Annotated in this window: 21 protein-coding genes; 5 read left to right on the top strand and 16 right to left on the bottom strand. The window is 45.5% G+C overall.

The window, feature by feature from the left end; genetic code table 11:
- Window positions 1-52: 52 nt before the first annotated feature.
- Complete coding sequence (locus FXV78_RS11795; protein ID WP_004844586.1) at window positions 53-1,561, top strand: MarR family transcriptional regulator; 1,509 nt, start codon at window positions 53-55, stop codon at window positions 1,559-1,561.
- A gap of 43 nt (window positions 1,562-1,604) precedes the next feature.
- Here FXV78_RS11795 and FXV78_RS11790 read toward each other — a convergent pair whose 3' ends face one another.
- The gene (locus tag FXV78_RS11790) at window positions 1,605-2,471 is read right to left on the bottom strand and encodes a carbohydrate ABC transporter permease (protein WP_004844587.1); all 867 of its coding nucleotides are present in this window, start codon (window positions 2,469-2,471) and stop codon (window positions 1,605-1,607) included.
- Window positions 2,472-2,482: 11 nt separating this feature from the next.
- On the bottom strand, window positions 2,483-3,775 hold the full coding sequence (locus tag FXV78_RS11785; protein WP_039960167.1) for an ABC transporter substrate-binding protein: 1,293 nt from the start codon (window positions 3,773-3,775) through the stop codon (window positions 2,483-2,485).
- A 207-nt stretch (window positions 3,776-3,982) separates the two neighbouring features.
- Here FXV78_RS11785 and FXV78_RS11780 point away from each other — a divergent pair, with 207 nt between their 5' ends.
- Window positions 3,983-4,828 carry an AraC family transcriptional regulator gene (locus tag FXV78_RS11780; protein ID WP_004844589.1) on the top strand — a complete coding sequence of 282 codons (846 nt, stop codon included), beginning with the start codon at window positions 3,983-3,985 and terminating at the stop codon, window positions 4,826-4,828.
- A gap of 40 nt (window positions 4,829-4,868) precedes the next feature.
- Here the strand turns inward: FXV78_RS11780 and carB are convergent, their stop codons facing one another.
- The 14 genes from carB to FXV78_RS11710 all read right to left on the bottom strand — a co-directional run bounded on the left by carB (window position 4,869) and on the right by FXV78_RS11710 (window position 19,546).
- A complete protein-coding gene (carB, locus tag FXV78_RS11775; protein WP_004844591.1) occupies window positions 4,869-8,072 on the bottom strand; it encodes a carbamoyl-phosphate synthase large subunit in 3,204 nt (1,067 codons plus the stop codon).
- Window positions 8,072-9,142: a carbamoyl phosphate synthase small subunit gene (locus FXV78_RS11770; protein ID WP_004844592.1), complete on the bottom strand. Its 1,071-nt coding sequence runs from the start codon at window positions 9,140-9,142 to the stop codon at window positions 8,072-8,074. Before FXV78_RS11770 ends, carB begins: the two co-directional genes overlap by 1 nt.
- Before the next feature lie 78 nt (window positions 9,143-9,220).
- Window positions 9,221-9,874: a FadR/GntR family transcriptional regulator gene (locus FXV78_RS11765; protein ID WP_004844593.1), complete on the bottom strand. Its 654-nt coding sequence runs from the start codon at window positions 9,872-9,874 to the stop codon at window positions 9,221-9,223.
- Window positions 9,867-10,457, bottom strand: a complete 591-nt coding sequence (locus FXV78_RS11760; protein ID WP_039960129.1) for a cytidylate kinase-like family protein — start codon at window positions 10,455-10,457, stop codon at window positions 9,867-9,869. The genes FXV78_RS11765 and FXV78_RS11760 overlap by 8 nt, the downstream gene beginning before the upstream one ends.
- 14 nt (window positions 10,458-10,471) lie before the next feature.
- Window positions 10,472-11,164 (bottom strand): LrgB family protein, encoded by a 693-nt coding sequence (locus tag FXV78_RS11755; protein WP_004844595.1) that lies wholly within the window; start codon window positions 11,162-11,164, stop codon window positions 10,472-10,474.
- A complete protein-coding gene (locus FXV78_RS11750; protein WP_009245263.1) occupies window positions 11,161-11,544 on the bottom strand; it encodes a CidA/LrgA family protein in 384 nt (127 codons plus the stop codon). Before FXV78_RS11750 ends, FXV78_RS11755 begins: the two co-directional genes overlap by 4 nt.
- A gap of 92 nt (window positions 11,545-11,636) precedes the next feature.
- Window positions 11,637-12,929: a peptidoglycan-binding protein gene (locus FXV78_RS11745; protein WP_039960131.1), complete on the bottom strand. Its 1,293-nt coding sequence runs from the start codon at window positions 12,927-12,929 to the stop codon at window positions 11,637-11,639.
- A 131-nt stretch (window positions 12,930-13,060) separates the two neighbouring features.
- Window positions 13,061-14,095, bottom strand: a complete 1,035-nt coding sequence (gene rseP / locus FXV78_RS11740; protein WP_004844598.1) for an RIP metalloprotease RseP — start codon at window positions 14,093-14,095, stop codon at window positions 13,061-13,063.
- A gap of 3 nt (window positions 14,096-14,098) precedes the next feature.
- Window positions 14,099-15,241 (bottom strand): 1-deoxy-D-xylulose-5-phosphate reductoisomerase, encoded by a 1,143-nt coding sequence (gene dxr, locus FXV78_RS11735; RefSeq protein WP_004844599.1) that lies wholly within the window; start codon window positions 15,239-15,241, stop codon window positions 14,099-14,101.
- Between the two features lie 18 nt (window positions 15,242-15,259).
- A complete protein-coding gene (locus tag FXV78_RS11730; protein WP_004844600.1) occupies window positions 15,260-16,069 on the bottom strand; it encodes a phosphatidate cytidylyltransferase in 810 nt (269 codons plus the stop codon).
- Complete coding sequence (locus tag FXV78_RS11725) at window positions 16,062-16,778, bottom strand: isoprenyl transferase (RefSeq protein WP_004844601.1); 717 nt, start codon at window positions 16,776-16,778, stop codon at window positions 16,062-16,064. The genes FXV78_RS11730 and FXV78_RS11725 overlap by 8 nt, the downstream gene beginning before the upstream one ends.
- A gap of 112 nt (window positions 16,779-16,890) precedes the next feature.
- The gene (gene frr, locus FXV78_RS11720; protein WP_004844602.1) at window positions 16,891-17,442 is read right to left on the bottom strand and encodes a ribosome recycling factor; all 552 of its coding nucleotides are present in this window, start codon (window positions 17,440-17,442) and stop codon (window positions 16,891-16,893) included.
- Between the two features lie 13 nt (window positions 17,443-17,455).
- Complete coding sequence (gene pyrH / locus FXV78_RS11715) at window positions 17,456-18,151, bottom strand: UMP kinase (protein WP_009245265.1); 696 nt, start codon at window positions 18,149-18,151, stop codon at window positions 17,456-17,458.
- A gap of 84 nt (window positions 18,152-18,235) precedes the next feature.
- Window positions 18,236-19,546 (bottom strand): ClC family H(+)/Cl(-) exchange transporter, encoded by a 1,311-nt coding sequence (locus FXV78_RS11710; protein WP_009245266.1) that lies wholly within the window; start codon window positions 19,544-19,546, stop codon window positions 18,236-18,238.
- A 196-nt stretch (window positions 19,547-19,742) separates the two neighbouring features.
- Here FXV78_RS11710 and aroF point away from each other — a divergent pair, with 196 nt between their 5' ends.
- Genes aroF through FXV78_RS11695 form a run of 3 tightly spaced genes read left to right on the top strand, consistent with a single transcriptional unit; the run spans window position 19,743 to window position 22,717 of the window.
- Complete coding sequence (aroF, locus tag FXV78_RS11705; RefSeq protein ID WP_004844605.1) at window positions 19,743-20,756, top strand: 3-deoxy-7-phosphoheptulonate synthase; 1,014 nt, start codon at window positions 19,743-19,745, stop codon at window positions 20,754-20,756.
- Window positions 20,757-20,779: 23 nt separating this feature from the next.
- Entirely contained in the window at window positions 20,780-21,835 is a 1,056-nt protein-coding gene (gene aroB, locus FXV78_RS11700) for a 3-dehydroquinate synthase (protein WP_009245267.1), read from the top strand.
- Window positions 21,836-21,853: 18 nt separating this feature from the next.
- Window positions 21,854-22,717, top strand: a complete 864-nt coding sequence (locus tag FXV78_RS11695) for a shikimate dehydrogenase (protein ID WP_004844607.1) — start codon at window positions 21,854-21,856, stop codon at window positions 22,715-22,717.
- Window positions 22,718-22,761: the final 44 nt, after the last annotated feature.

Raw genomic sequence — 22,761 nt, 5'->3', positions numbered from 1 at the left:
TATTTTTATTTTCTACCCCTTGTGTTATTCTAAAGAAAAAGGGGGTTTTTATATGTTACTCACTGATAAATACGTTGATAAAATTCATGGCATCATTACCTGTTATGACCGCATGATCATTCAGGGATATATCCCAAACTGGAGCCATGCGGAAGCAATGACTGCCTATATGAAACTCAACGGTATCCGTATTTTTGATTATCCCACCAGTTTCTCCCAGCCCCTTACGGAACAGGTCCGTCAGAATGCGGAAAAGATTGCTCACGAAAATGGAATGGAAATTGAGTTCATCCGAAAACTCCATGCTTTTCGAAAAGATGACCGCATCCAGAACATCATTGCCGAAACCGGAAAAACGGAAGGTCTGATCCATATCTTTTCTGCTATGGAATGCTGTAATACCTACAGGCCCTGGCATGATAAAACAACTGGGAAGACCTTCCTGAAGTTTGACCAGAGCAAGTGTCTTCATTACTATTTCTATTTTATCGACAGGGAACTTGGCCTTTGCTATCTTCGTGTCCCTACATGGCCGCCTTTCCGTCTTCAGTTTTACATGAACGGTCATAACCTGCTCGCCTATAAGCTTGATAAAAAACAGCTTTCTTACCGGATGCAGGACAACGCGTTCCTTGAAATCTCCGATATTGAAACTGCTCAGAAACTTTCTGACCGTATCAACCCGCAAGGGCTCCATAAAGTTCTCGATGTCTTTGCCAGACGCTACAGTCCCGTTCCGGAATCTCTCGGGCTGGGTTATACCTGGACGGTTCAGCAGATCGAATGTGCCACGGATATCATGTTCCGTAAGCCGGAATACCTGGCACCAATCTATGATGAAATCATCCACACTGCGATATATACTGTGAAGCCTGACAACATCGCCACTTTCCTTGGACAGCGAATCACTTATAACTGTACCAAAGAGATTGGCACAAACTATAATCAGCGCATCCTCGGAACGAGGATCAAGCACCACATGGGTGATGTGTCCATAAAAATGTATGACAAGTTTGGCTGTGTACTGCGAATTGAAAGCACCTGCAATGATATCAGTACGTTCCGTGTGGAGCGGGAAGTTCAGCATAGGGATGGAACATCCGATATTCGGAAAGCCCCTTTAAAAAAGAGTATTTACAGCTTATATCAGTTATTCACAATCCTGAAATCTGCGAATTACAGATACCTTGAATTTATCTCATCCTTTGATGATCACAGCAGCGGCAGGAAGAAATTGGATGAAGTCAGTCATTCCCGGAGGGAAAAGGAACGAACCTATCGCGGATTCAACTTTTTTGATTCCCGTGATCTGTCTGTACTGGAAGCCATCAGCAAAGGGGAATACATGACATTCGGGATACAAGGAAAACAGATCCGCCAGCATCTTCCGAAAATCACTCCGTCTGCCATGACAAGGATCTTTAAACGTCTGAAAGTCCATGGACTGATTGAAAAAATCCCAGGATCCTATAAATATTTGATAACGGCTCTTGGAAAAGAGATCATAGCTGCTGGTTTATCGATAAAAAACCTTATCCTTGTTCCGGCGCTTACATCTTGATTTTCCTGATGCCGAAATTTTGCCATTTTGCGTAGAAAATCATTTATAAGTGGCCTAATACTGTCATCTGCGTCACTGAAATTGCAACGATCACAAGGAAGAAAATAACCGCATTGGCACTCTGAAATCCGAACTGTCCTCCTGCCATACCATTCTGATAGATCAGATAGGAAATGGATTCTGTGCTCTGTGCAGGTCCGCCTTTTGTCAGTGCCATGATCTGATCAAAGACCATCAGAAAGTTTTTCACACAAAGCACCATATTGATCGTAAAAAACGGAAGAATCAGAGGAAATGTCAGGTTTTTGAACTTATTCCATCCGGTAGCTCCATCTATTGCGCCTGCTTCATACACATCCTCCGGTACGGTCTGCAGGCCGGAAATATAGATGATTGTATTCATCGCGATCGCCTGCCATGCACAAACGATCACAATAGCGATCCATGCCAGGTTCTTACTGGAAAGCAGACTCGAAGAAAGCGTTTCCCATCCGATCATCTCTCCCACTGCCGGAAGGATGTATGTAAAGAAATAGTTGAAAATATAACCGACTACCAGCGCTCCCAGAATATTCGGCAGGAAATAAGCTCCCCTGAAAAAGCTCTTGGCACGGATCTTACTGTTCAGAGCCATTGCCAGCAGCAGACTGATCACATTGACTACAATTGTCGTTACGATTGCCAGCTTAAAGGTGAACCAGTAAGAATTTCCCACTCTTACATCCTGAAACAGATCCATATAGTTCCGAACTCCCACCCAGTCATAAGAACCAAATCCTTTGAAATTCGTAAAACTGTACATCACGCCTTTGAGTAACGGCAATGTATTAAAACAGAAAAACAGTGCCACGACCGGTATTGTCATCAACAAAAATGTCCGTTTTCTCTCATTCATCTTTTTCATGCTCATTTCACCTCTCCCTATTTACTGTGTGTCTGTTCTGCTTCATATTTCTGCACCTTCTGTATGATATCCCGATTATATCTCTGCCAGTCTTTGTCAAATTTCTTCAGAAATGCATCTACATCTTTGTCGATCAGAAGTGTCTGTATCTGCGCATCGACTGCCATTTCTGACGGATAATAGTGATCCTGATAATCTGCCATATTTTCTTCTTCGATATATTGTCTGACACCGTCCAGCATCGGTGAGAGTTCAAACTCTCCCTCTTTGCACGGTACACTGTTCTGCTCATTCAGATAGTCCTGCACATTTTCATCTTCCAAAAGAAAATCTAACACTTCATATGCTGCTTCTTTATTCTTACATTCTTTTGTCACACAGAATTGAAGATCGATTCCCGAATTTAATGTATTCTCTTCTTTTTTGTCACTTCCCGGAAATACAAAGGAGTCAATTTCCATGTCAGGATTCACTGACTGAATCTGAGGTACCGCATAGCTTCCGATCGGATACATGACTGCCTCTCCTCTTGCAAACGCTGTACAGGCATCGTTGTAGTTATAAGCAAACGGATCCTTCGGTCCGTATGAAAGCAGCTGCAGCATTTTTTCCGCCACTTCGCGATAATTCTCCGTAAAAGTTGTCTTGCCCTGATTTACCTGGCGGCATACATCCGACGGTGCCAGATCTACTGCCAGGCCATTCCATGGTGCAAGACAGGTCCATGTGTCCTTAAATCCCATAGTGAAGGGCTGCAGTCCTGCGGCCTGGATTTCGTCACACAGGTTCATAAGTTCACTCCATGTCTGTGGTATCTTCCATCCGTGTTCTTCAAAAATCTTTTTATTATAAAGAATTCCTGCGGCATTTCCGGCATACGGTACTGCATAAACACCGTCTGTCGGCACAAATTCCAGATTTTTGTCAATTTCTTTATAAGACTCTTTAATCTCATCGAGTCCTTTGTAATCTGAAATATTCATCAGGATCTCGGCATCCAAAAAGTAGGAATAATTGATATCGCCGCCGATCCCGATAATATCCGGATAATCTTCCCGGATAAAACGAGTTCTCATGATCGTGGAAGCATCATTCGGTGATTCAATCTTCAGGCGGATATTTTTGTGCGTAGCATTAAACTTTTCTTCCACTTTTTCAAAATAAGCCGCAGCCTCTTGTTTATACTGCAGGATTTCAATTTCTGTGACTTTCTCCTCTTTCCCGCTTTTTCCACTGCAGCCTGTCAACATACATACAAACATTCCAAAAATCAGTAAAACGCTTATTGATATATTTCTTCTTTTTTTCATCAATATTTCCGCTCCTTTTTCTTTTTTCATGTACATGTTTTTCTTTATTAGTATTATAACATTCCATTTTGCGACTATGAATACCATAATTTTTGCACTTTTATATCTTAATGCTTGTTTTATATTCTATATTTGAAATAATCTAGCATTTTGGTATATAATGAAAATACACCTCACTTTTACAACAAGTCAGGAAAGGAGACTTTTATGAGTAATATACTCTTTTCTGTTTTTCCAAACGAAAATTTTATTGATATGAGCCTGTACCAGTTCGGCTGGGAACAGTGTCAGCCTTCCCACTCCTACGGTCCGGCTGCCAGAAATCATTATCTGTTCCATTATGTGATCTCCGGAACCGGTACACTGATGGCCGATGATACTTCCGGAATAACACAGACCTATTCTGTCAAAAGCGGACAGGGATTTATGATCTTCCCGCAGCAGATCACCACCTACATCGCCGACCAGAAGCTTCCCTGGGAATATGTGTGGATCGAATTTGACGGACTTCGCGTAAAAGAAATTCTGGAACTGGCAGGACTGACTAAATCTGCACCAATCTATCATGCACATTCCAAAGAAATGCGGGAAGTTCTGAAAGAAGAAATGCTCTATATTGCACGTAATCCCGAACAGCCGCCTTTTCATCTGATCGGCCATCTCTACCTTTTTATGGATGCGCTCACCCGCTCCTGCACACGTGAACAGACAAACTCTGCCGGCAGACTGCGGGATTTCTATATCCATGAGGCAATTGCATTTATTGAACAGAATTTTCAAAATGATATATCCGTAGAAGATATTGCTGAGGTATGCGGTCTGAACCGCAGCTACTTTGGAAAGATTTTCAAAGAGACTCTGGGGCGTTCACCTCAGGAATTTTTAATGAATTACCGTATGGTAAAAGCTACGGAACTTTTAAAACTTACTCAACTCTCCATCAGTGAGATTTCAAACGCTGTTGGGTATGCCAATCCACTGCATTTTTCGCGTGCTTTCAAAAATGTATATGGGGAATCGCCAAGAATCTGGCGTCAGAATCACAGGACATAACATCAAAAACCCGGGAGATCATTCTCCCGGGCTTCCTTATTTACTGCACTGTCGCAATATCGATCAGTGTCAGTTTTTTAATATCTGTATTTTCAAGACTGGTGATCAGCGCCTCAGCGGTATCGATCGCTGTCAGTACATTGACACCTGTCTCAATAGCGTTTCTTCGGATGACAAATCCGTCTCTGGAGTGCTCTGCCCCCTGTGCCGGAATATCGATGACCAGATCGATCTCGTGTCCTAAAATGAGATCCAGAAGGTTTGGCGACTCCTGCTCGATCTTGCGGACCGGAATTGCTTTCACGCCTGCTGCGTTCAGCGCTTCTGCCGTGCTCTTTGTAGCAAAGATACGGTATCCGATCTTTTCAAATCTGCGTCCGATCTCCACTGCCTCCGGTTTGTCCTCATCACGGACAGTCATGATCATGTTTTTGAACTTCGGCAGCTTGATTCCTGCACCCAGGAATGCTTTATAAAGTGCCTCGTCAAATGTCTTGGCAATTCCCAGACATTCTCCTGTAGATTTCATCTCAGGTCCAAGGCTGATATCTGCACCACGGATCTTCTCAAAGGAGAATACCGGCATCTTCACTGCCACGTAATCTGCTTCCGGCTGCAGTCCCGGTGTGTATCCCAGTTCTTTGATCTTGTTTCCGATGATCACTTTGGATGCAAGCGGTACGATCGGAATTCCGGTTACTTTACTGATATAAGGAACCGTACGGCTGGAACGTGGGTTTACTTCGATCACATACACATCATCTTCTCCACATACGATGAACTGAATATTGATCAGACCGATGACATGGAGAGATTTTGCAAGTCTTCTTGTATACTCTGCAATCTTGTCTTTTGCTTTCTGTGTCAGGCTCTGTGCCGGATATACAGAGATACTGTCTCCGGAATGGATTCCTGCACGCTCAATGTGTTCCATGATTCCAGGAATCAGAATGTCTTCGCCGTCACAAACTGCATCGACCTCGATTTCTTTCCCCTGTAAATATTTATCCACCAGAATCGGATGATCCTGTGCGATCCGGTTGATGATTCCGATAAATTCATCGATATCATTATCATTGATCGCGATCTGCATTCCCTGTCCACCCAATACGTAAGAAGGTCTTACCAGAACCGGATATCCAAGTCTGTTTGCAACTTCTTTGGCTTCTTCTGCAGTAAACACCGTTCCTCCTGTCGGACGTGGAATCTCGCACTCTTCAAGGATCTCATCGAATAATTCACGGTCTTCTGCTTTGTCTACATTCTCTGCAGAAGTTCCAAGGATCGGAACACCCATTTTCATCAGAGCTTCTGTCAGCTTGATCGCTGTCTGTCCACCAAACTGTACAACTGCACCGTCTGGCTTTTCGATATCTACAATACTCTCTACATCTTCCGGAGTCAGTGGTTCAAAATACAGCTTGTCTGCAATATCAAAGTCTGTACTAACTGTTTCCGGGTTGTTGTTCACGATGATCGTCTCGTACCCTTCTTTTGCAAATGCCCATGTACAGTGTACGGAACAGAAATCGAACTCGATTCCCTGACCGATACGGATCGGACCGGATCCAAGTACCAGAACTTTTTTCTTGTCACGAGTCTCTTCTACTTCATTCTCACTTCCAAATACAGAATAGTAGTACGGTGTCTCTGCCGCAAATTCTGCTGCACACGTATCTACGATCTTGTATGCTGCAACAATGCCGTTTGCATGACGCATATCGTGGATCTCACGCTCTGTCTTTCCTGTCAGCTGTGCGATCACGTTATCCGGGAACTCCATCCGTTTTGCTTCTTTTAACAGTTCCGGTGTCAGCTCTTCGGACTTCAGTGCGTTTTCCATCTCTACGATAATTGCAAATTTATCGATAAACCACTCATCGATCTGTGTGATCTCGTGAATTTTTTCGTAGCTTACACCTCGGCGGATTGCTTCTGCGATTCTCCACATACGCATATCATCCACGATCTCCAGCTGCTCTGTCAGTTCTTCCACAGACAGATCTGTGAAATCATAAGACATGAGGCTGTCTACATGCTGCTCCAGAGAGCGGATGGCTTTCATCAGCGCACCTTCAAAGTTGTCGCAGATACTCATCACCTCTCCGGTTGCCTTCATCTGTGTAGTCAGTGTTCTCTTTGCACTGATAAACTTATCAAACGGAAGTCTCGGAAGTTTTACGACACAGTAGTCCAGCATTGGTTCAAAGCTTGCATATGTCTTCTGTGTGATCGCATTTTTGATCTCATCCAGTGTATAACCAAGAGCGATCTTTGCTGCAACCTTCGCGATCGGATATCCTGTCGCTTTGGAAGCCAGCGCAGAAGAACGGCTGACACGCGGGTTTACCTCGATTACACAGTATTCAAATGTCTCCGGATGCAGAGCATACTGTACGTTACATCCACCCGTGATATTCAGCTCACTGATAATATTTAAAGCGGAAGTACGCAGCATCTGGTATTCTTTGTCCCCCAGCGTCTGTGACGGTGCCACAACGATACTGTCTCCTGTATGCACACCAACCGGGTCAATATTTTCCATATTACATACCGTAATGCAGTTTCCGTTTCCGTCACGCATTACTTCGTACTCAATCTCTTTCCATCCTGCAATACAGCGCTCTACCAGAACCTGTCCTACACGGGAAAGACGAAGTCCGTTCTCCAGGATCTCCACCAGCTGTTCAGAATCATGTGCGATACCGCCGCCGCTTCCTCCCAGTGTGTATGCCGGACGAAGTACAACCGGATATCCGATCTTATTTGCAAATGCAAGACCGTCTTCTACGTTTTCTACGACCAGAGAAGCTGCGACCGGTTCTCCGATCTTTTCCATCGTTGCTTTAAATTCCAGACGATCCTCTGCCTTTTTGATTGTCTCAGAAGTTGTACCGATCAGGCGGACATTGTGTTCTCTTAAAAATCCTGCCTCTTCCAGTTCCATTGCCAGGTTCAGACCAGCCTGTCCTCCCAGTGTCGGAAGTACGCTGTCCGGCTGCTCTTTTAAAATCAGCTGTTCCACAACTTCTACTGTCAATGGCTCAATATATACTTTATCTGCGATATCTTTATCTGTCATGATCGTCGCCGGGTTGGAGTTCAACAGAACAACTTCGATTCCTTCTTCCTTCAAAGAACGGCATGCCTGTGTTCCTGCATAGTCAAACTCCGCTGCCTGTCCGATAATGATAGGACCGGACCCAATTACTAATACTTTTTTAATACGACTGTCTCTTGGCATTATTTCGCTCCTCCCATCATCTCAATGAATCTGTCAAACAGGTAACCGGAATCCTGTGGTCCCGGGCATGCTTCCGGATGGAACTGTACGGTAAAGATGTTCTTTCCGACATAGGCAAGTCCCTCGTTTGTTCCATCGTTGACATTCGTAAATGCAGGCACTGCCACATTTGGATCTACATTTTCTGCATCTACCACATAACCGTGATTCTGAGAAGAAATATATACACGATTTGTCTGAAGGTCTTTGACCGGATGATTTCCACCGCGATGTCCGTATTTTAACTTGTGTGTAGTCGCACCTGTAGCAAGAGCCATGAGCTGATGTCCAAGGCAAATTGCAAAGATCGGAATATCTGTATTGTACAATTTTTTGATTTCTTCAATAATAGAGGTGCAGTCTGCCGGGTCTCCAGGGCCGTTTGACAACATGATTCCGTCAGGATTCGATGAAATGATCTCTTCTGCAGTTGTGTGGGCCGGGTATACAGTCACTTCGCAACCACGCTGATTTAAAGATTTGGCAATATTATTTTTTGCTCCTAAATCCAGCAGTGCTACTTTCTTTCCTGTTCCTTCCAGAACATATTTCTCGCTGCATGTTACTTTAGAAACAACATCACCTACTGTGTAGGCCTTCAGCTTTGGAAGAATCTCTTCCAGATTGTAATTTTCATTTGTAGTAATCATACCATTCATGGTACCTTTTTCCCGTAAAATCTTTGTCAGAGCACGTGTGTCCACGCCTGCGATTCCAGGAATATCCTGCTCTTTCAAAAAGTCCTGAATCGTACCTTCACATCTGAAATTGCTTGGCATACGAGACAGCTCTCTTACAATATAACCATCCGGCCATGCTTTTCTTGATTCCATGTCCGGTGTGATTCCATAATTCCCAATCAACGGATACGTCATTACGACTGCCTGTCCCGCATAAGAAGGGTCTGTCAACACCTCTAAATATCCTGTCATGGAGGTATTAAACACGATTTCACTAATCATATCTCTTGTCGAACCAATGCTTGTTCCTGTAAACACGGTTCCATCTTCTAAAATCAGAAATGCCTTCATCTGTTCACCTTATCCCTTCGTAAATTTTCTCAAATTGTAAAGATTATACTACATACCCGGGAATATTTCAACCTGTTTTTAGAAAATTAAAGTGTCATCAATTTTATCGTAATGCCTGCGAATCCATTTCAGCCCTTTTTCCATATTTCCTTCTTCCAGGGCATTTACGATTTCTTCATGGATCTGACACCAGTCCTCATTTTTTGCTTCCTTTTGTACATGTGCGATTTCTTCTTCACAAAGACCGGACAAAGATTCCATCACTGCGACAAGCAATTGATTCTCTCCTGCACGGATCAGCTCCTGATGGAATCTTCGGTCATGCTCTGCCGTCTTTTCCGGTATCTGCATCTCTTTTATTTCTGCTTTCAGCCTCTTTAAAACTTCCGGATTTTTCAACCGCACTGCCTGTACAAATGCCTCCTGCTCCAGGATTCGCCGGATTCGGCTGACTTCCCTGTAGTTGCTCTGTCCGGTGAGCAGCATCATGGAAAACACATTTCCCAGACTTTTCTGCGGCATATTCACCAGAAAATTTCCTTTGCCCTGTCTGCTCTCCAGCATTCCGGTATGTTCCATTGTGCGAAGAGCCTCCCGGACAGAATTTCGTCCCAGATTCAGACTTGCCGCCAGCTCCCGCTCAGATGGGATCTTGCTTCCGCAGGAAAGTTTTCCTTCTTGTATCTGCTGTTTCAGATATTCGATCACTCTCTCATATGTTTTCTCATTCATTCCCTAAAAAACCTCTGAATCTTAAATATTCTGTCAATACCTCAACTGTACCTTCGATCCCCAAAACGCCGCTGTCCAGACACAGTTCGTAATCCTGTGCCAGTCCCCACTCCTGCTTTGTATAATATTTATGGAAAGAAGCTCGTCTGCTGTCTGTATCCTCCAGAAATTTCTTTGCCTTTGTCTCGGAAAGTCCTTCCCGCTCCATGATTCTCTGCACACGGATCTTGGGATCTGCATGGATAAAGACACGGACTGCTTCCGGATCTTCTCTGAAAATATGGCCTGCGCATCTTCCTATTATAATGCAGGACTCTTTCGACGCCAGCTCCCGGATTCTTTGAAACGGAATCCGTCCGACCTCCTGTTCAAACTGGCTCATAGCAATGGCATATAATAAACTGTTTACCGGCTCTTCCTCATAAAATGCCTGCACCTCTTCATAATCATCCGTACCTTCTGCAATCTTTTGAAGTTCTGCCTTTCCATAAAGAGGAAGAGAAAGTCTCTCTGCCAGTAATTCCCCGACTTTTCTTCCGCTGCTTCCGGACTGTCTTCCAATTGTAATGATCATACGCTTCATTTGTTCTTCCTCCCTTATAAACATCCTGCAAAAACAGATGCGAAAATTACGGTCAAAAGTCCGGCTACCGCAATCGCCAGACTGCTCATGGCGCCTTCTACCGGTCCCATCTCCATTGCTTTTGCTGTTCCGATCGCATGGGATGCTGTTCCCAGGGCCAGCCCCTTCGCTACTGGTTCTTTGATCCGAAATACCCGGTACACCACGTCTGCGATCATATTTCCCAGTACTCCGGTAATGATGATCACTGCAACGGTAATCGTAACAATTCCCCCTAGTTCTTCCGACACTCCCATTCCGATTGCTGTTGTAATTGATTTCGGAAGCAGTGTCACATACATATCATGAGAAAGTCCGAATAAATAAGACAGGCCAAGAACACTGAGTATACTTGTCAAAACTCCGGATAAGATTCCCGCCGCTACTGCTTTTAAATTCTTTTTCAGCAGATTTAACTGCTGATATAACGGAACTGCCAGACAAACGGTTGCCGGCGTGAGCAGGTAACTCAAATACTGTGCACCCTGATTGTAATCATCATAGGAAATATCCCCTACTGTCAGAATCGCCATAACACACAAAATGGCGATCAAAAGCGGATTAAAAATTGCCATCTTGAACTTTCGTTTTAAAAGCAGCCCTGCCTCGTAACCGATCAGACTGACTGCTGCACCGAAAAATACGGAATGTACTAAAAACTCTTTCATCTTACTGTCTCCTGTTCTGCTTTCTCTTTCTTCTTTTTACTATTGTGTATGACAGTCTGTGTCACTTTTGCAGTCACTGCCATTACCAGAACCGTAGTCACGACCGTGATCACACTGATCGGGATCCACACGGGCTTCAGCACTCCCCATGCATTCAAAAGACCGACTCCTGCAGGAATAAACATGACCGGCATGATCTCAATCAAAAAGACTGCCGCATCAGAAACCTGACTCAGCTTGAGCACCCCTGTTTTCAATGCCGCCAGCATAAGGATAAGCCCCCACACGCTTGCCGGAACAGGCAATGGCAGCGCAGCTTTTAACAGTTCTCCTAAAAAAGAAATCAGCAGGATGATTACAAATTGTCTCAATATTTTCATTTTCTCATTCTCCCTTATAACCAACTGGTAGTACCAGTTGATTATAAAAAAGACTTTTTCCTCTGTCAAGAATTTTTCACATTGTATCCACTTTAATTCAATTCTGCAATTCTGGAAACTCCCACATAAATTTGTGAAATCTTATACCAGGTCCGGTAATCCACGGTTCCTGTCTGCGGCAGACCAAAAATTTCCTGAAACTTTCTGACCGCCTCCGCAGTTGCCGGTCCATACACTCCGTCTGTCTGAATCTTTGGCAGCGCCGGATACGCCCCCGCGATCACATTGAGCTGTTCCTGAAGCTGACGTACCTTTGCTCCGCTGGATCCATTTTCCAGTGTATATCCCGGCCAGGAAGACGGGATTCCGGAAATTTCTTCCGCTGTATTGATATACATATCACTTCCGTAAAAATAACGCAGAATCTCAATCGGAGTATATCCCTGATCTCCCAGCTCCTTTGACCCCCATTGTGTCATCCAGTTGGGACAGCTCACCCTGGTACCATCACAATACTGCGTCAGAATCGGCTGCCGTACATTCGGACGGGACAGATAGTTTGCAAAAATCTCATCCACTACCGCCGAAATCGTATCGTACACATTTCGTTCCGGAATCCACTTGTGATCAAATGCTGTAGACGATGTGATCGTAAAATCATACCCTTTATTCCGATACCATTCTGTGTATACCCTGTTCAATGTAAATGACATAATCGCCAGCACATTTGCGCGGATCGTACTGTCCGGCCAGGTTGCATAAATCTCACTGGACGCCACATTTTTGATGTAATCCCGATATCTCACATAGTAATTTTTTGCCGTGGAGTCCCTCGGAGAACCATCGTGGACAACCACAAATTCCGGAATCACTACCCGGCTGAGCACGATCTCTCCGGACTCTGTGACCGGCTTGATCTCATCCTCCGCAATTTTCGCCGGATATTCCCCGTAGAGCGTATGTGCAGGAATCACGAACACTTCTCCCGACTCTTCCTGTGTAACCTGAGGACGCATAGAAATATTTTGAATTGCCGTCACATCTGCCAGAATCTCCGCCCCTGAGATACTCACCGGTTCAAATCCTTCCGCCTCCACATTCAGTGTATATTCGGAATAGGGCTGCTGATCCGATTCCGGGTTCAGGCTGTACTCGATGGGCGGTGCCGCCAGTTCGATTTCTTCTGTCTGCCCGGATGAATCTGTCTGCAGCTTTTCCAGAGTATTTTCCGGAACTCCGGTATAAGAAATGGAAACCTGCGCATTCTGGATGGGAAAAGCCGTCACTTGTGATGTAATCTGGATCTGGAGTTTTCCCTTGTCTATGTGCTCCTGCTGCATTCGGATGGCCTGTGAGTTCCTCCTTTGATTTTTACTGTAATCCATATCCATTTTCCTTTTTCACAGTTTCTTCTAACTATATGCAAAGTATTCATAAAAAATAACGGACACTGGATGATCGAAAAAAAACGCTCCTGCTTTCGCAGAAACGTTTTTTTATACTGTATTCTTTTTGATCAAAACAACCGCATAATATCGTTATACATCACAAACACCATCAGTGCCATCAATGCTGCAAATCCAATAAAATGCACCATACCTTCTTTCTCCGGAGCGATCCGTTTTCTTCTCACCGCCTCGATCAGAAGAAATACCAGACGCCCTCCATCCAGTGCTGGGATTGGAAGCAGGTTCATGACACCTAAGTTGGCTGAGATCAGAATTCCCAGGTTCATCATACTTAAGATGACTGCCGACCAGCCGGACGGTGCTGCCGCATCATAGGTATCATTGACTACCTCAACAATTCCTACCGGACCGGACAACTGATTCACACCTACTTCACCCGTCAGGAGCATCTTCAGGCACTCCAGCGTGTACTCTACCCAGTATTTTGCCGTGTATGCCCCATACTGGATACTTTTGAAAAATCCCGGTTTCTCCACCTCTGCAGAATAGGTAAATCCCATTCTCTTTGTGGTCTCATCCCCAAACTGTCGTTTTTCCATCTGGATCGTATGTTCTTTTCCATCGCGCTCAAAGGTCAGCTCTGCCGTGTCAGATGTACTGTGTGTCAGATTGTACAGCTGGAACTCTTCATAAATATGAATTTTCTTTCCATTGATCTCTGTGATCACATCCCCTTTTTTCAATCCCTGCTCACTTCCTGAGGAACCGGATTCGACTTCCTGTATCACAGGAACCGCATAGCCGGCTGCTCCCACCAGAATCGCTGACATCAGAAGCGCCAGGATAAAGTTAAACAAAGGTCCTGCCGCGATCACTGAAATTCTCGCCCACACGGACTTGCTGTTAAAGCTCCCCTCGGAAGTATCGTCTGCATCATCTTCTCCCATCATGCAGGCACCGCCCAGAGGGAGAAGTTTTAAGCTGAATTTGGTTCCTTTAAACTCCTTGCCAAACAGAGTCGGCCCCATTCCCAATGAAAATTCATCTACACGGATCCCGTTTAATTTTGCCAGTGTAAAATGTCCCAGTTCATGGATGATGATGATCAAACTGAACAGAAGAATTGCTAAAATAATACCCATATACTACCACCTGTTTTTGATATATTCATAAGTTTCCTGCTCTGTCTGAAGAATCTCTTCTACGGTTGGATCTGCAATCACTTTGTGCATCTCCATACAGCCGGCAATGATCTCCGGAATCTGCAGATAGCCAATCTCCCGATTCAAAAACATAGCAACCGCACGCTCGTTGGCTGCATTGAATACCGTTGGAAGAGAGCCGCCTGTTTTTCCGGCTTCATATGCCAGCTTCAATCCATAGAACGTCTCCATATCCGGGCGCTCAAACGTAATCTGGGAAAGTGTCTCAAAATCCAGCCTGTCTCCCGGAAGATACCGTCTCTTGGGATAATACAAAGCATACTGAATCGGAAGTTTCATATCCGGTGTTCCAAGCTGTGCGATCACCGCGCCGTCCACATATTCAACCATGGAATGAATGATACTCTGTGGCTGCACGACAACCTGGATCTGATCCACAGACACATCAAACAGCCATTTTGCCTCGATCACTTCCAGTCCTTTATTGACCATGGTGGAGGAATCGATCGTGATCTTGCGCCCCATCTCCCAGTTTGGATGCTTCAGCGCATCTTCCACCTGAATATTAAGAAGCTCTTCCCGCTTTTTCCCGCGGAACGGTCCACCGGACGCTGTGAGCAGGATCTTATGCAGCGCCTTGTGCTGCCCTCCCTGCAAAGACTGGAAAATGGCACTGTGCTCACTGTCTACCGGAAGAATGGAAACTCCGTACTCCTTTGCCAGCGGCATAATGATGTGTCCTGCTGTCACCAGTGTCTCTTTATTCGCCAGTGCGATATCCTTTCCTGCCTTGATTCCCTCGATCGTCGGCAGGATTCCGATCATTCCTACGATCGCTGTCACCAGGATTTCTGCATCCTGCTGTACTGCCACTTCTATGAGTCCGTCCATTCCGGATACTACCTTCACATCCAGATCTTTGACATTCTCTCTGAGTTCTTTGGCTTTTGCCTCGTCCCACACCGCTGCCAGCACCGGATGAAACTTACGGATCTGCGCTTCCAGAAGCCCGATATTACTTCCGGCCGCCAGCGCCGTGACCTCGATATCCCGATTTTCTCTTACGACTTCCAGTGTCTGGGTTCCGATAGAGCCGGTCGAACCAAGTATTGCTATTTTTTTCATATCTGTTTTCCTTCTTTCTTAGAGAAGCACGGAAAGATAAAAAATGATCGGTGCCGTGAAAATAATACTGTCAAATCTGTCCAGAATCCCACCGTGTCCCGGTATCAACTTTCCGTAATCTTTGATGTCATGATTTCTCTTGATCGCGGATGCCGCCAGATCTCCGATCTGGGAAATCGCACCGCCTGCTGCACCGATTATTGCAAAGCTGGCCACACTGACTCCTGCATTGCCCCAGTGGTTGATCGCAAGTGCATAGAGAACTGCGATCAGCGCTGCTCCCGCGATTCCGCCGATTCCGCCTTCCACAGACTTCTTCGGACTCAGCTTCGGTGCCATTTTATGCTTGCCGATCAGCATCCCCACACAATATGCGCAGGTATCACATCCCCAGGCACAGATAAATACCAGCCATACCTGAAAGACACCGCCCGGCAGAATTCTTGTCTGATAAATATAAGACAACATCACTGCCACATAAAATACTCCGAAAAACGCTGCCAACATCTGCTCTGTCCGATATTTTGGATAAGAAAATACCAACACTGCCATCAGACAGATCACAAATGCCATAAATAACAGCATGAACCAATCCGTTGTATCTGGAAGCAGCGGTTTGGCATACAACAGACCATAGTATCCTGCTGCAAACAAAAATCCGCAGATCCCAACTGCTTTATTTTCAATCTCAAACACTCTGTACAACTCATAGACTCCGATCATACTGATCAAAAACAAAGTTGCAAACAGTACATTTCCTCCTGTGATCACTGTGATCAGAGCGATCACCACCAGGAGAATCCCACTTAAAAGACGTGTCTTAAACATCTTCTTCCTCCTTCACACCGCCGTATCTTCTGTCTCTTTTATTATACTGCGCAATTGCCTTTTCTAATTCCTCTTTTGTAAAATCCGGCCATGGAATCTCTGTAAAATAAAATTCCGTATATGCCAGCTGCCACAATAAATAATTGGAAAGCCGCAGTTCCCCACTGGTACGGATCAAAAGATCGGGATCCGGTATCCCATGGGTATCCAGATAAGACTCAAACACTGTCTCATCGATCGTTTCCGGCACAACCTTTCCATCTGCGCAGTCTCTTGCAAGGCGGCGCACAGCGCGGATCATCTCATCCCGGCTTCCATAATTCAGCGCGATCTGAAAGTTTAAGCCACCGTTATCCTTTGTGGCTTCTTCCAGTTCCAAAATTCTGGTCCGGATATCCTCATCCAGCGCCTCAATGTCTCCCAGCACACGCACTTTCATATCATTTTTCGCCGCGGTCTTCAGACAGGTCTTCATATAATTGCGCAGCAGTTTCATCAGCGCGCTGACTTCACTTTCCGGCCGGTTCCAATTCTCTGTGGAAAACGCATACACGGTCAGATATTTAATCCCCATTCTCCAGGCTTCTTCGCAGATCCGCTCTACATTCTTACTGCCCTGTGCATGCCCGTAATTTCTCGGCATTCCCTTGGCTTTTGCCCATCTCCCGTTTCCGTCCAGGATGATGGCAATATGCTGCGGTACGTTCATTGTATTTCCTCCTTCTTGCAGGTCTTTCCATCCAGAAGATGGAAAAGAGAGGCTTCTTCACATCTGCCCCTCCTGCTGTTTCGTAATATTGGCCTGTCACACAGGCTGTATCCTAAACTGTCAGTACTTCTTTGGATTTTGCTTCCACCGCTTTATCGACTTCTGCAATGTATTTGTCTGTCAGTTTCTGAAGTGAATCTTCCAAGTCTTTGATCCCGTCTTCTGAAATCTCTGTTCCTTTCAGTTTTTTGAATGCATCGTTTCCGTCACGACGGATATTGCGGATTGCAACTTTTGCTGCCTCTCCTTTTTTCTTCACATCTTTTACCAGTTCTTTTCTTCGCTCTTCTGTCAGTTCCGGGAACATCAGGCGTACCACCGTTCCATCGTTTGTAGGATTGATTCCGATATCAGACATCAGGATTGCTTTTTCGATTTCTTTTAACATGCTCTTTTCCCATGGCTGTATCTGGATCATGCGTGCTTCCGGTACGGATATGTTCGCTGCCTGCTGGATCGGAGTCGGCACTCCATAGTAATCCACTGTCAGCTTATCCAATACATGTGGATTGGCACGTCCTGCGCGGATGGCTGCAAGCTCACTTCCCAGATTGTTGATTGTTTTTGTCATCTTGTCATCATATACTTTTAATTTTTCATCCATGTTTTTGTCCTCCTTATACTGTCACTTTTGTTCCGGTAAATGTACCGCTCATGGTCTCTACAATACTGTTTTCTTCATTCAGTCCAAATACCAGCATCGGCATCTTATTCTCAAGGCAGAGAATGGATGCTGTCAGATCCACTGCTGCCAGCTTCTGATTGATCACTTCCTGAATGGAGATCTCATCATATTTTTTCGCCTCCGGATTTACTTTCGGATCGCTGTCATAAATTCCGTCAATTGCTTTTGCAAGAAGCATCGCATCTGCCTCGATTTCGATCGCACGCAGAACAGCTCCTGTATCCGTTGAAAAATATGGGTGTCCGGTTCCTCCTGCAAAAAAGATCACTTTTCCTTCTTCCAGCGCTTCCACTGCTGCATCCTTGGAAAACAACGATGTAAACGCTCCACATACAAATGGAGTAAACACTTCTGTCTTCATCCCCACATGGCGGAAAATGTCAGACACGTAAATACAGTTCATCACCGTTGCAAGCATTCCGATCTGATCTGCTTTTGTACGGTCGATCGTCTCACTGGTACGGCCTCTCCAGAAATTTCCGCCGCCTGTCACGATCGCAACCTGAATTCCCTGATCTACAAGCTGCTTCACCTGATTTGCAACTCCTATGCAGGTTGCCTCATCAAATCCTGTCTTTTTATCTCCGGCAAGTGCTTCGCCGCTCAGTTTTAACAATACTCTTTTCATCTGTCTGGCTCCTTCAAATCTCTTTGGTATCCGGCATCTCTGCCACATACGCATATTCTAAAATGAAGTATACCATAAGTTGTTTCATTTGTCATGCACTATAGTATCCGCTTTGAGAATTCTCTTCAAAAGACTGTCATAAATCGGCTCTGAGCGCATCAGCGTTGCCACAATATATGCCGTTACCGACACGATCGACAGGGAAAGCATCTGACTGATACTTCCGGACATTTCAAATAACAGGATAATCCCCGTCAGCGGTGCTCTTACAATCGCTGTAAAGAATCCGGTCATCCCAAGCAGTACAAAATTGTTGACATACACCGGAGCCAAGCCAAAAAATTCGACCCCCGCCATGGCAAATACTGCTCCGATCAAAGCGCCTAATATCAAAAGCGGAAAGAAAATTCCTCCCGGCGCTCCGGAGCCAAAGCTGACTGCGGAAAATAAAAACTTCATAACCAGCGTCAGCACAACCATCCCCAATACCATTTCACCCTGTGTCAGGCTGACAATCAAGCCCGAACCACTTCCCAATACCCACGGCATCACAATCCCCAATACTCCCGCAGTCAGAAAGGCGATCAACAGACGGCCTGTTTCTTTCATAAACGGAATTTTGCGATACAATTCCTGGGCCTTTAACATCCCCCAATTATAAAACACACCGGATACACCTACCAAAATTCCCAAAAGGATCAAAAGCCAGTAATAGTTTTGCGGCAGATATTTCGTGATCTGAAATCGAAATACCGGATCTAGGCCAAGAATGTGGGAAGCAATATAATCAGCCGTCACCGAAGCTGTCATGACAGGAAGAAGAATCGGGATTGAAAATGTTTTATGGATCTCTTCTACCGCAAACATCATACCTGCCAGCGGTGCATGGAAAGCAGCAGAAAGTCCCGCACTCGCCCCACAAGTCATCAAAAACTTCTCTTCTCTTTTTCCCCGTCCCAAAGCTCTGGATATCCCCTGTCCTGCCATGGCTCCAAGTTGGATCGACGGACCTTCTCTTCCAAGAGAAAGACCACCCAGCATACACAAAAAGCCTCCTGCAAATTTTGCCGGCAGCACGCGTTTCCAGTTTTGGGAAAGCCTCCCTGCTATCTCCCCTTCCACCTGAGGGATCCCGCTTCCTGAGATCATCGGTTCCCACTTCACCAGTTTTCCCACAATCCATGCAAGCGCTGCCAAAATCAAAAACCACACCACACATCGAAATGGATTTCCTTTCATATAAGAAAGAATCTTTACAAGCCAGTCTCCCGCAAAAGTCAGCGCCACTCGGTAAAGCAGCACGACAAATCCGCCGACAAGACCGACGCAGAGCCCTTCTGTGATCAGCATAACAGGTATTCTACGTGCGCGTTTCCACACATCATTCGTTTTCATAACGTCCCTTCTCTCATTCTTTTTTTTCTCATTCACGTTTTTATTCTACCACGTTTTCTGCCATTCCCAAAATAAAATCGAAAATTCCCCGGAAAACATTGACAATCCACCCTGATTGTTTTATGATATTTTTAGTTTCACACTTTAAACAACTAAAATTTTACAGTATTAATTCAAATAACTGGAGGATCGATTTATGATTATCGTATTAAAGCCAAATACCTCTGACAAAGATATTGCCAGAGTTGAACATCAGATTAAACGAAACGGTCTGGATACTCACATTGTCCGTGGACAGGAGATGACTATCATCGGGTGTATCGGAGATACGACCCGCCTGGATGCACGTCTTTTTGAAGTAGACGCTTCCGTTGACAAAGTCATGCATGTACAGGAACCTTATAAGCTTTCCAACCGCGCCTTTCATCCGGAGGATTCTATTATTGATGTATCCGGTGTCAAAGTCGGCGGAGACAATCTGGCACTGATTGCAGGTCCGTGTTCTGTAGAATCCTACGAGCAGGTTCTTGGAATCGCAAAATCTGTCAAAGCTGCCGGAGCCAATATGCTGCGCGGCGGCGCTTTCAAACCGAGAACAAGCCCGTATTCTTTCCAGGGACTCGGACTGGAAGGACTTGACATTCTCTGTGCAGTCAAAGAGGAGACCGGACTTCCGATCGTAACAGAACTGATGTCTCCGGATCACCTGGATGTCTTCAACGAAAAAGTCGACCTGATCCAGATCGGAGCCCGCAATATGCAGAACTTTGACCTGCTCAAACAGCTTGGACAGCTGGATCGTCCAATTCTTTTAAAACGAGGCCTGAACGCGACCTATGAAGAGTGGATCATGTCCGCAGAGTACATCATGGCAGCCGGAAACGAGAATGTCATCCTCTGCGAACGCGGAATCCGTACTTTTGAAACTTATACCAGAAACACACTGGATCTGCAGAGCATCCCTGTTCTGAAGAAGAAAACACACCTTCCGGTCATCATCGACCCAAGCCATGCCGGCGGAAAATGGTGGCTGGTAGAACCAATGGCAAAAGCATCTGTAGCAGCAGGCGCTGACGGACTGATGATCGAAGTCCACAACGATCCGGAGTGCGCACTCTGTGACGGCGCCCAGTCTCTGAAACCGGAAAAATATGCGGCTCTTCTGGCACAGATCGGACAGATCGCCCAGGTTGTCGGAAAACAGGTTTAACTTGATATACGGGAGGGATATTTTTGAAACTGACAGTAAATTTAGGAAAAAACAGCTATCCGATTTATATTGAAAACAACATTCTGGACAAGGCAAGTTCTTATATTTCCTCCTGCTTTTCCGGAAAAAAGATTATGATCATCTCTGATGACAATGTATTCCCACTTTACGGAGAGAAGTTGAAAACTTCCCTCGGTGACTATGAGGTACACGAGCTGGTCCTTCCACACGGAGAACCTACCAAAGCCTTTGAGACACTCCCCGCGCTTTACAATGCACTGCTAAAGCAGAAGTTTTCCCGCAGTGATCTGGTGATTGCTCTGGGCGGAGGTGTGATCGGAGATCTCGCGGGTTTTGCCGCATCCAGTTATTTAAGAGGGATCCGTTTCGTGCAGATTCCGACTTCCCTGCTTGCACAGGTGGATTCTTCCGTTGGCGGAAAGGTTGCGGTAGATCTCCCGCAGGGAAAAAACCTGGTAGGAGCTTTTTATCACCCAAAACTGGTACTGATCGATCCTCAGGTTCTTCGCACTCTTCCTGAACACTTTATTATGGATGGAATGGGCGAGGTCATCAAATACGGCTGTATCAGAGACGCTGCCCTGTTTGAGACATTAAAAGAACGTGGTTCTTTTGAAAACCTGCAGGACATTCTTCCTGAAATCATTTTCCGCTGTGTGGACATCAAACGTCAGGTTGTGGAAAACGATCAGTTCGATACCGGGGAGCGGATGCTTTTAAATTTCGGTCACACGCTTGCACACACGATCGAACAGTATTTCCACTATGAGCGGGAAAGCCATGGGGAAGCCGTCGGCATCGGTATGTATCAGATCAGTAAGCTCGCCGAAGAAAAAAACTTGTGCCAGCCAGGTACTGCCCAAAAGATCCGGCTGATTTTGAATGCCTACGGTCTTCCGGATACCTGCCATCTGCCGATGAGTGATCTTATGGACGCCATCTCACTGGATAAGAAAAATCTGAACAATCACTTAAATCTGGTGCTCCTTCACCAGATCGGTGACAGTTATGTATACCCTGCCGATCTTACATTCTTTGACCAGGCAGACGAAATTTAAAACAGGAGGAACCCACTTATGAAACAGATTACCGGACACACCGGACTGACAGGACTGTTCGGAAGCCCTGTTGCACACAGCATCTCTCCCATGATGCACAACGCTTCTTTTGAACATCTGGGACTTGATTATGTCTACCTTGCATTCGATGTCGGAACCGACAAACTGGCCGCTGCCGTGGATGGACTTCGCGCCATGAACGTACGTGGCTTCAACCTAACCATGCCGGATAAAAATAAAATGTGTGAGCTCTGTGACCGACTCTCTCCGGCTGCGGAAATCTCTCAGGCTGTCAATACCGTCGTGAATGACAACGGAATTCTGACTGGACATACAACGGATGGTACCGGATACCTGCTCGCAGCAAAGGATGCCGGATACGATCTGATTGGAAAAAAGATGACACTTCTCGGCGCAGGCGGAGCTGCCACCTCCATTCTGGTTCAGGCAGCACTGGACGGATTGTCAGAGATTTCCGTATTCAGTATCCATGACCAGTTTTATGTGCGCGCCGAGCAGATTGTTCAGACATTAAATGAGCGAACAAATTGTAAGGTACAACTGTTTGATTTTGAAGATGATTCCATCCTTCGAAGAGAGATTGCAGACAGCTATATCCTGACCAACGGAACTTCTGTGGGCATGGCTCCGAATACAGACGCTTCCATCATCAACGATCCGTCCTTTTTCCATAAAGACCTGATCGTTTCCGATGTGATCTACAATCCGAAAGAGACAAAACTGCTGCGCCTTGCCAGAGAAGCCGGATGTCCGACTTTCAACGGACTCTATATGCTGCTGTACCAGGGGGCGGAGGCATTCAAGCTGTGGACCGGGCAGGAGATGCCTGTGGAGAAGATTAAAGAGCTCTATTTTTCTTAAACTCAAATGGACCGTACACGAACCTTTTTTCATGCACGGTCCGT

This window comes from Mediterraneibacter gnavus ATCC 29149 (assembly GCF_008121495.1).
GTDB lineage: Bacteria > Bacillota > Clostridia > Lachnospirales > Lachnospiraceae > Mediterraneibacter > Mediterraneibacter gnavus.
Note: the sequence above shows the minus strand (reverse complement) of the source record. Positions and strands in the feature narration are given on the sequence as shown.

Coding starts and splice junctions, on each gene's coding strand:
- FXV78_RS11795 (WP_004844586.1), top strand. CDS start 53: ATGTTACTCACTGATAAATACGTTGATAAAATTCATGGCATCATTACC.
- FXV78_RS11790 (WP_004844587.1), bottom strand. CDS start 2,471: ATGAGCATGAAAAAGATGAATGAGAGAAAACGGACATTTTTGTTGATG.
- FXV78_RS11785 (WP_039960167.1), bottom strand. CDS start 3,775: ATGAAAAAAAGAAGAAATATATCAATAAGCGTTTTACTGATTTTTGGA.
- FXV78_RS11780 (WP_004844589.1), top strand. CDS start 3,983: ATGAGTAATATACTCTTTTCTGTTTTTCCAAACGAAAATTTTATTGAT.
- carB (WP_004844591.1), bottom strand. CDS start 8,072: ATGCCAAGAGACAGTCGTATTAAAAAAGTATTAGTAATTGGGTCCGGT.
- FXV78_RS11770 (WP_004844592.1), bottom strand. CDS start 9,142: ATGAAGGCATTTCTGATTTTAGAAGATGGAACCGTGTTTACAGGAACA.
- FXV78_RS11765 (WP_004844593.1), bottom strand. CDS start 9,874: ATGAATGAGAAAACATATGAGAGAGTGATCGAATATCTGAAACAGCAG.
- FXV78_RS11760 (WP_039960129.1), bottom strand. CDS start 10,457: ATGAAGCGTATGATCATTACAATTGGAAGACAGTCCGGAAGCAGCGGA.
- FXV78_RS11755 (WP_004844595.1), bottom strand. CDS start 11,164: ATGAAAGAGTTTTTAGTACATTCCGTATTTTTCGGTGCAGCAGTCAGT.
- FXV78_RS11750 (WP_009245263.1), bottom strand. CDS start 11,544: ATGAAAATATTGAGACAATTTGTAATCATCCTGCTGATTTCTTTTTTA.
- FXV78_RS11745 (WP_039960131.1), bottom strand. CDS start 12,929: ATGGATTACAGTAAAAATCAAAGGAGGAACTCACAGGCCATCCGAATG.
- rseP (WP_004844598.1), bottom strand. CDS start 14,095: ATGGGTATTATTTTAGCAATTCTTCTGTTCAGTTTGATCATCATCATC.
- dxr (WP_004844599.1), bottom strand. CDS start 15,241: ATGAAAAAAATAGCAATACTTGGTTCGACCGGCTCTATCGGAACCCAG.
- FXV78_RS11730 (WP_004844600.1), bottom strand. CDS start 16,069: ATGTTTAAGACACGTCTTTTAAGTGGGATTCTCCTGGTGGTGATCGCT.
- FXV78_RS11725 (WP_004844601.1), bottom strand. CDS start 16,778: ATGAACGTACCGCAGCATATTGCCATCATCCTGGACGGAAACGGGAGA.
- frr (WP_004844602.1), bottom strand. CDS start 17,442: ATGGATGAAAAATTAAAAGTATATGATGACAAGATGACAAAAACAATC.
- pyrH (WP_009245265.1), bottom strand. CDS start 18,151: ATGAAAAGAGTATTGTTAAAACTGAGCGGCGAAGCACTTGCCGGAGAT.
- FXV78_RS11710 (WP_009245266.1), bottom strand. CDS start 19,546: ATGAAAACGAATGATGTGTGGAAACGCGCACGTAGAATACCTGTTATG.
- aroF (WP_004844605.1), top strand. CDS start 19,743: ATGATTATCGTATTAAAGCCAAATACCTCTGACAAAGATATTGCCAGA.
- FXV78_RS11695 (WP_004844607.1), top strand. CDS start 21,854: ATGAAACAGATTACCGGACACACCGGACTGACAGGACTGTTCGGAAGC.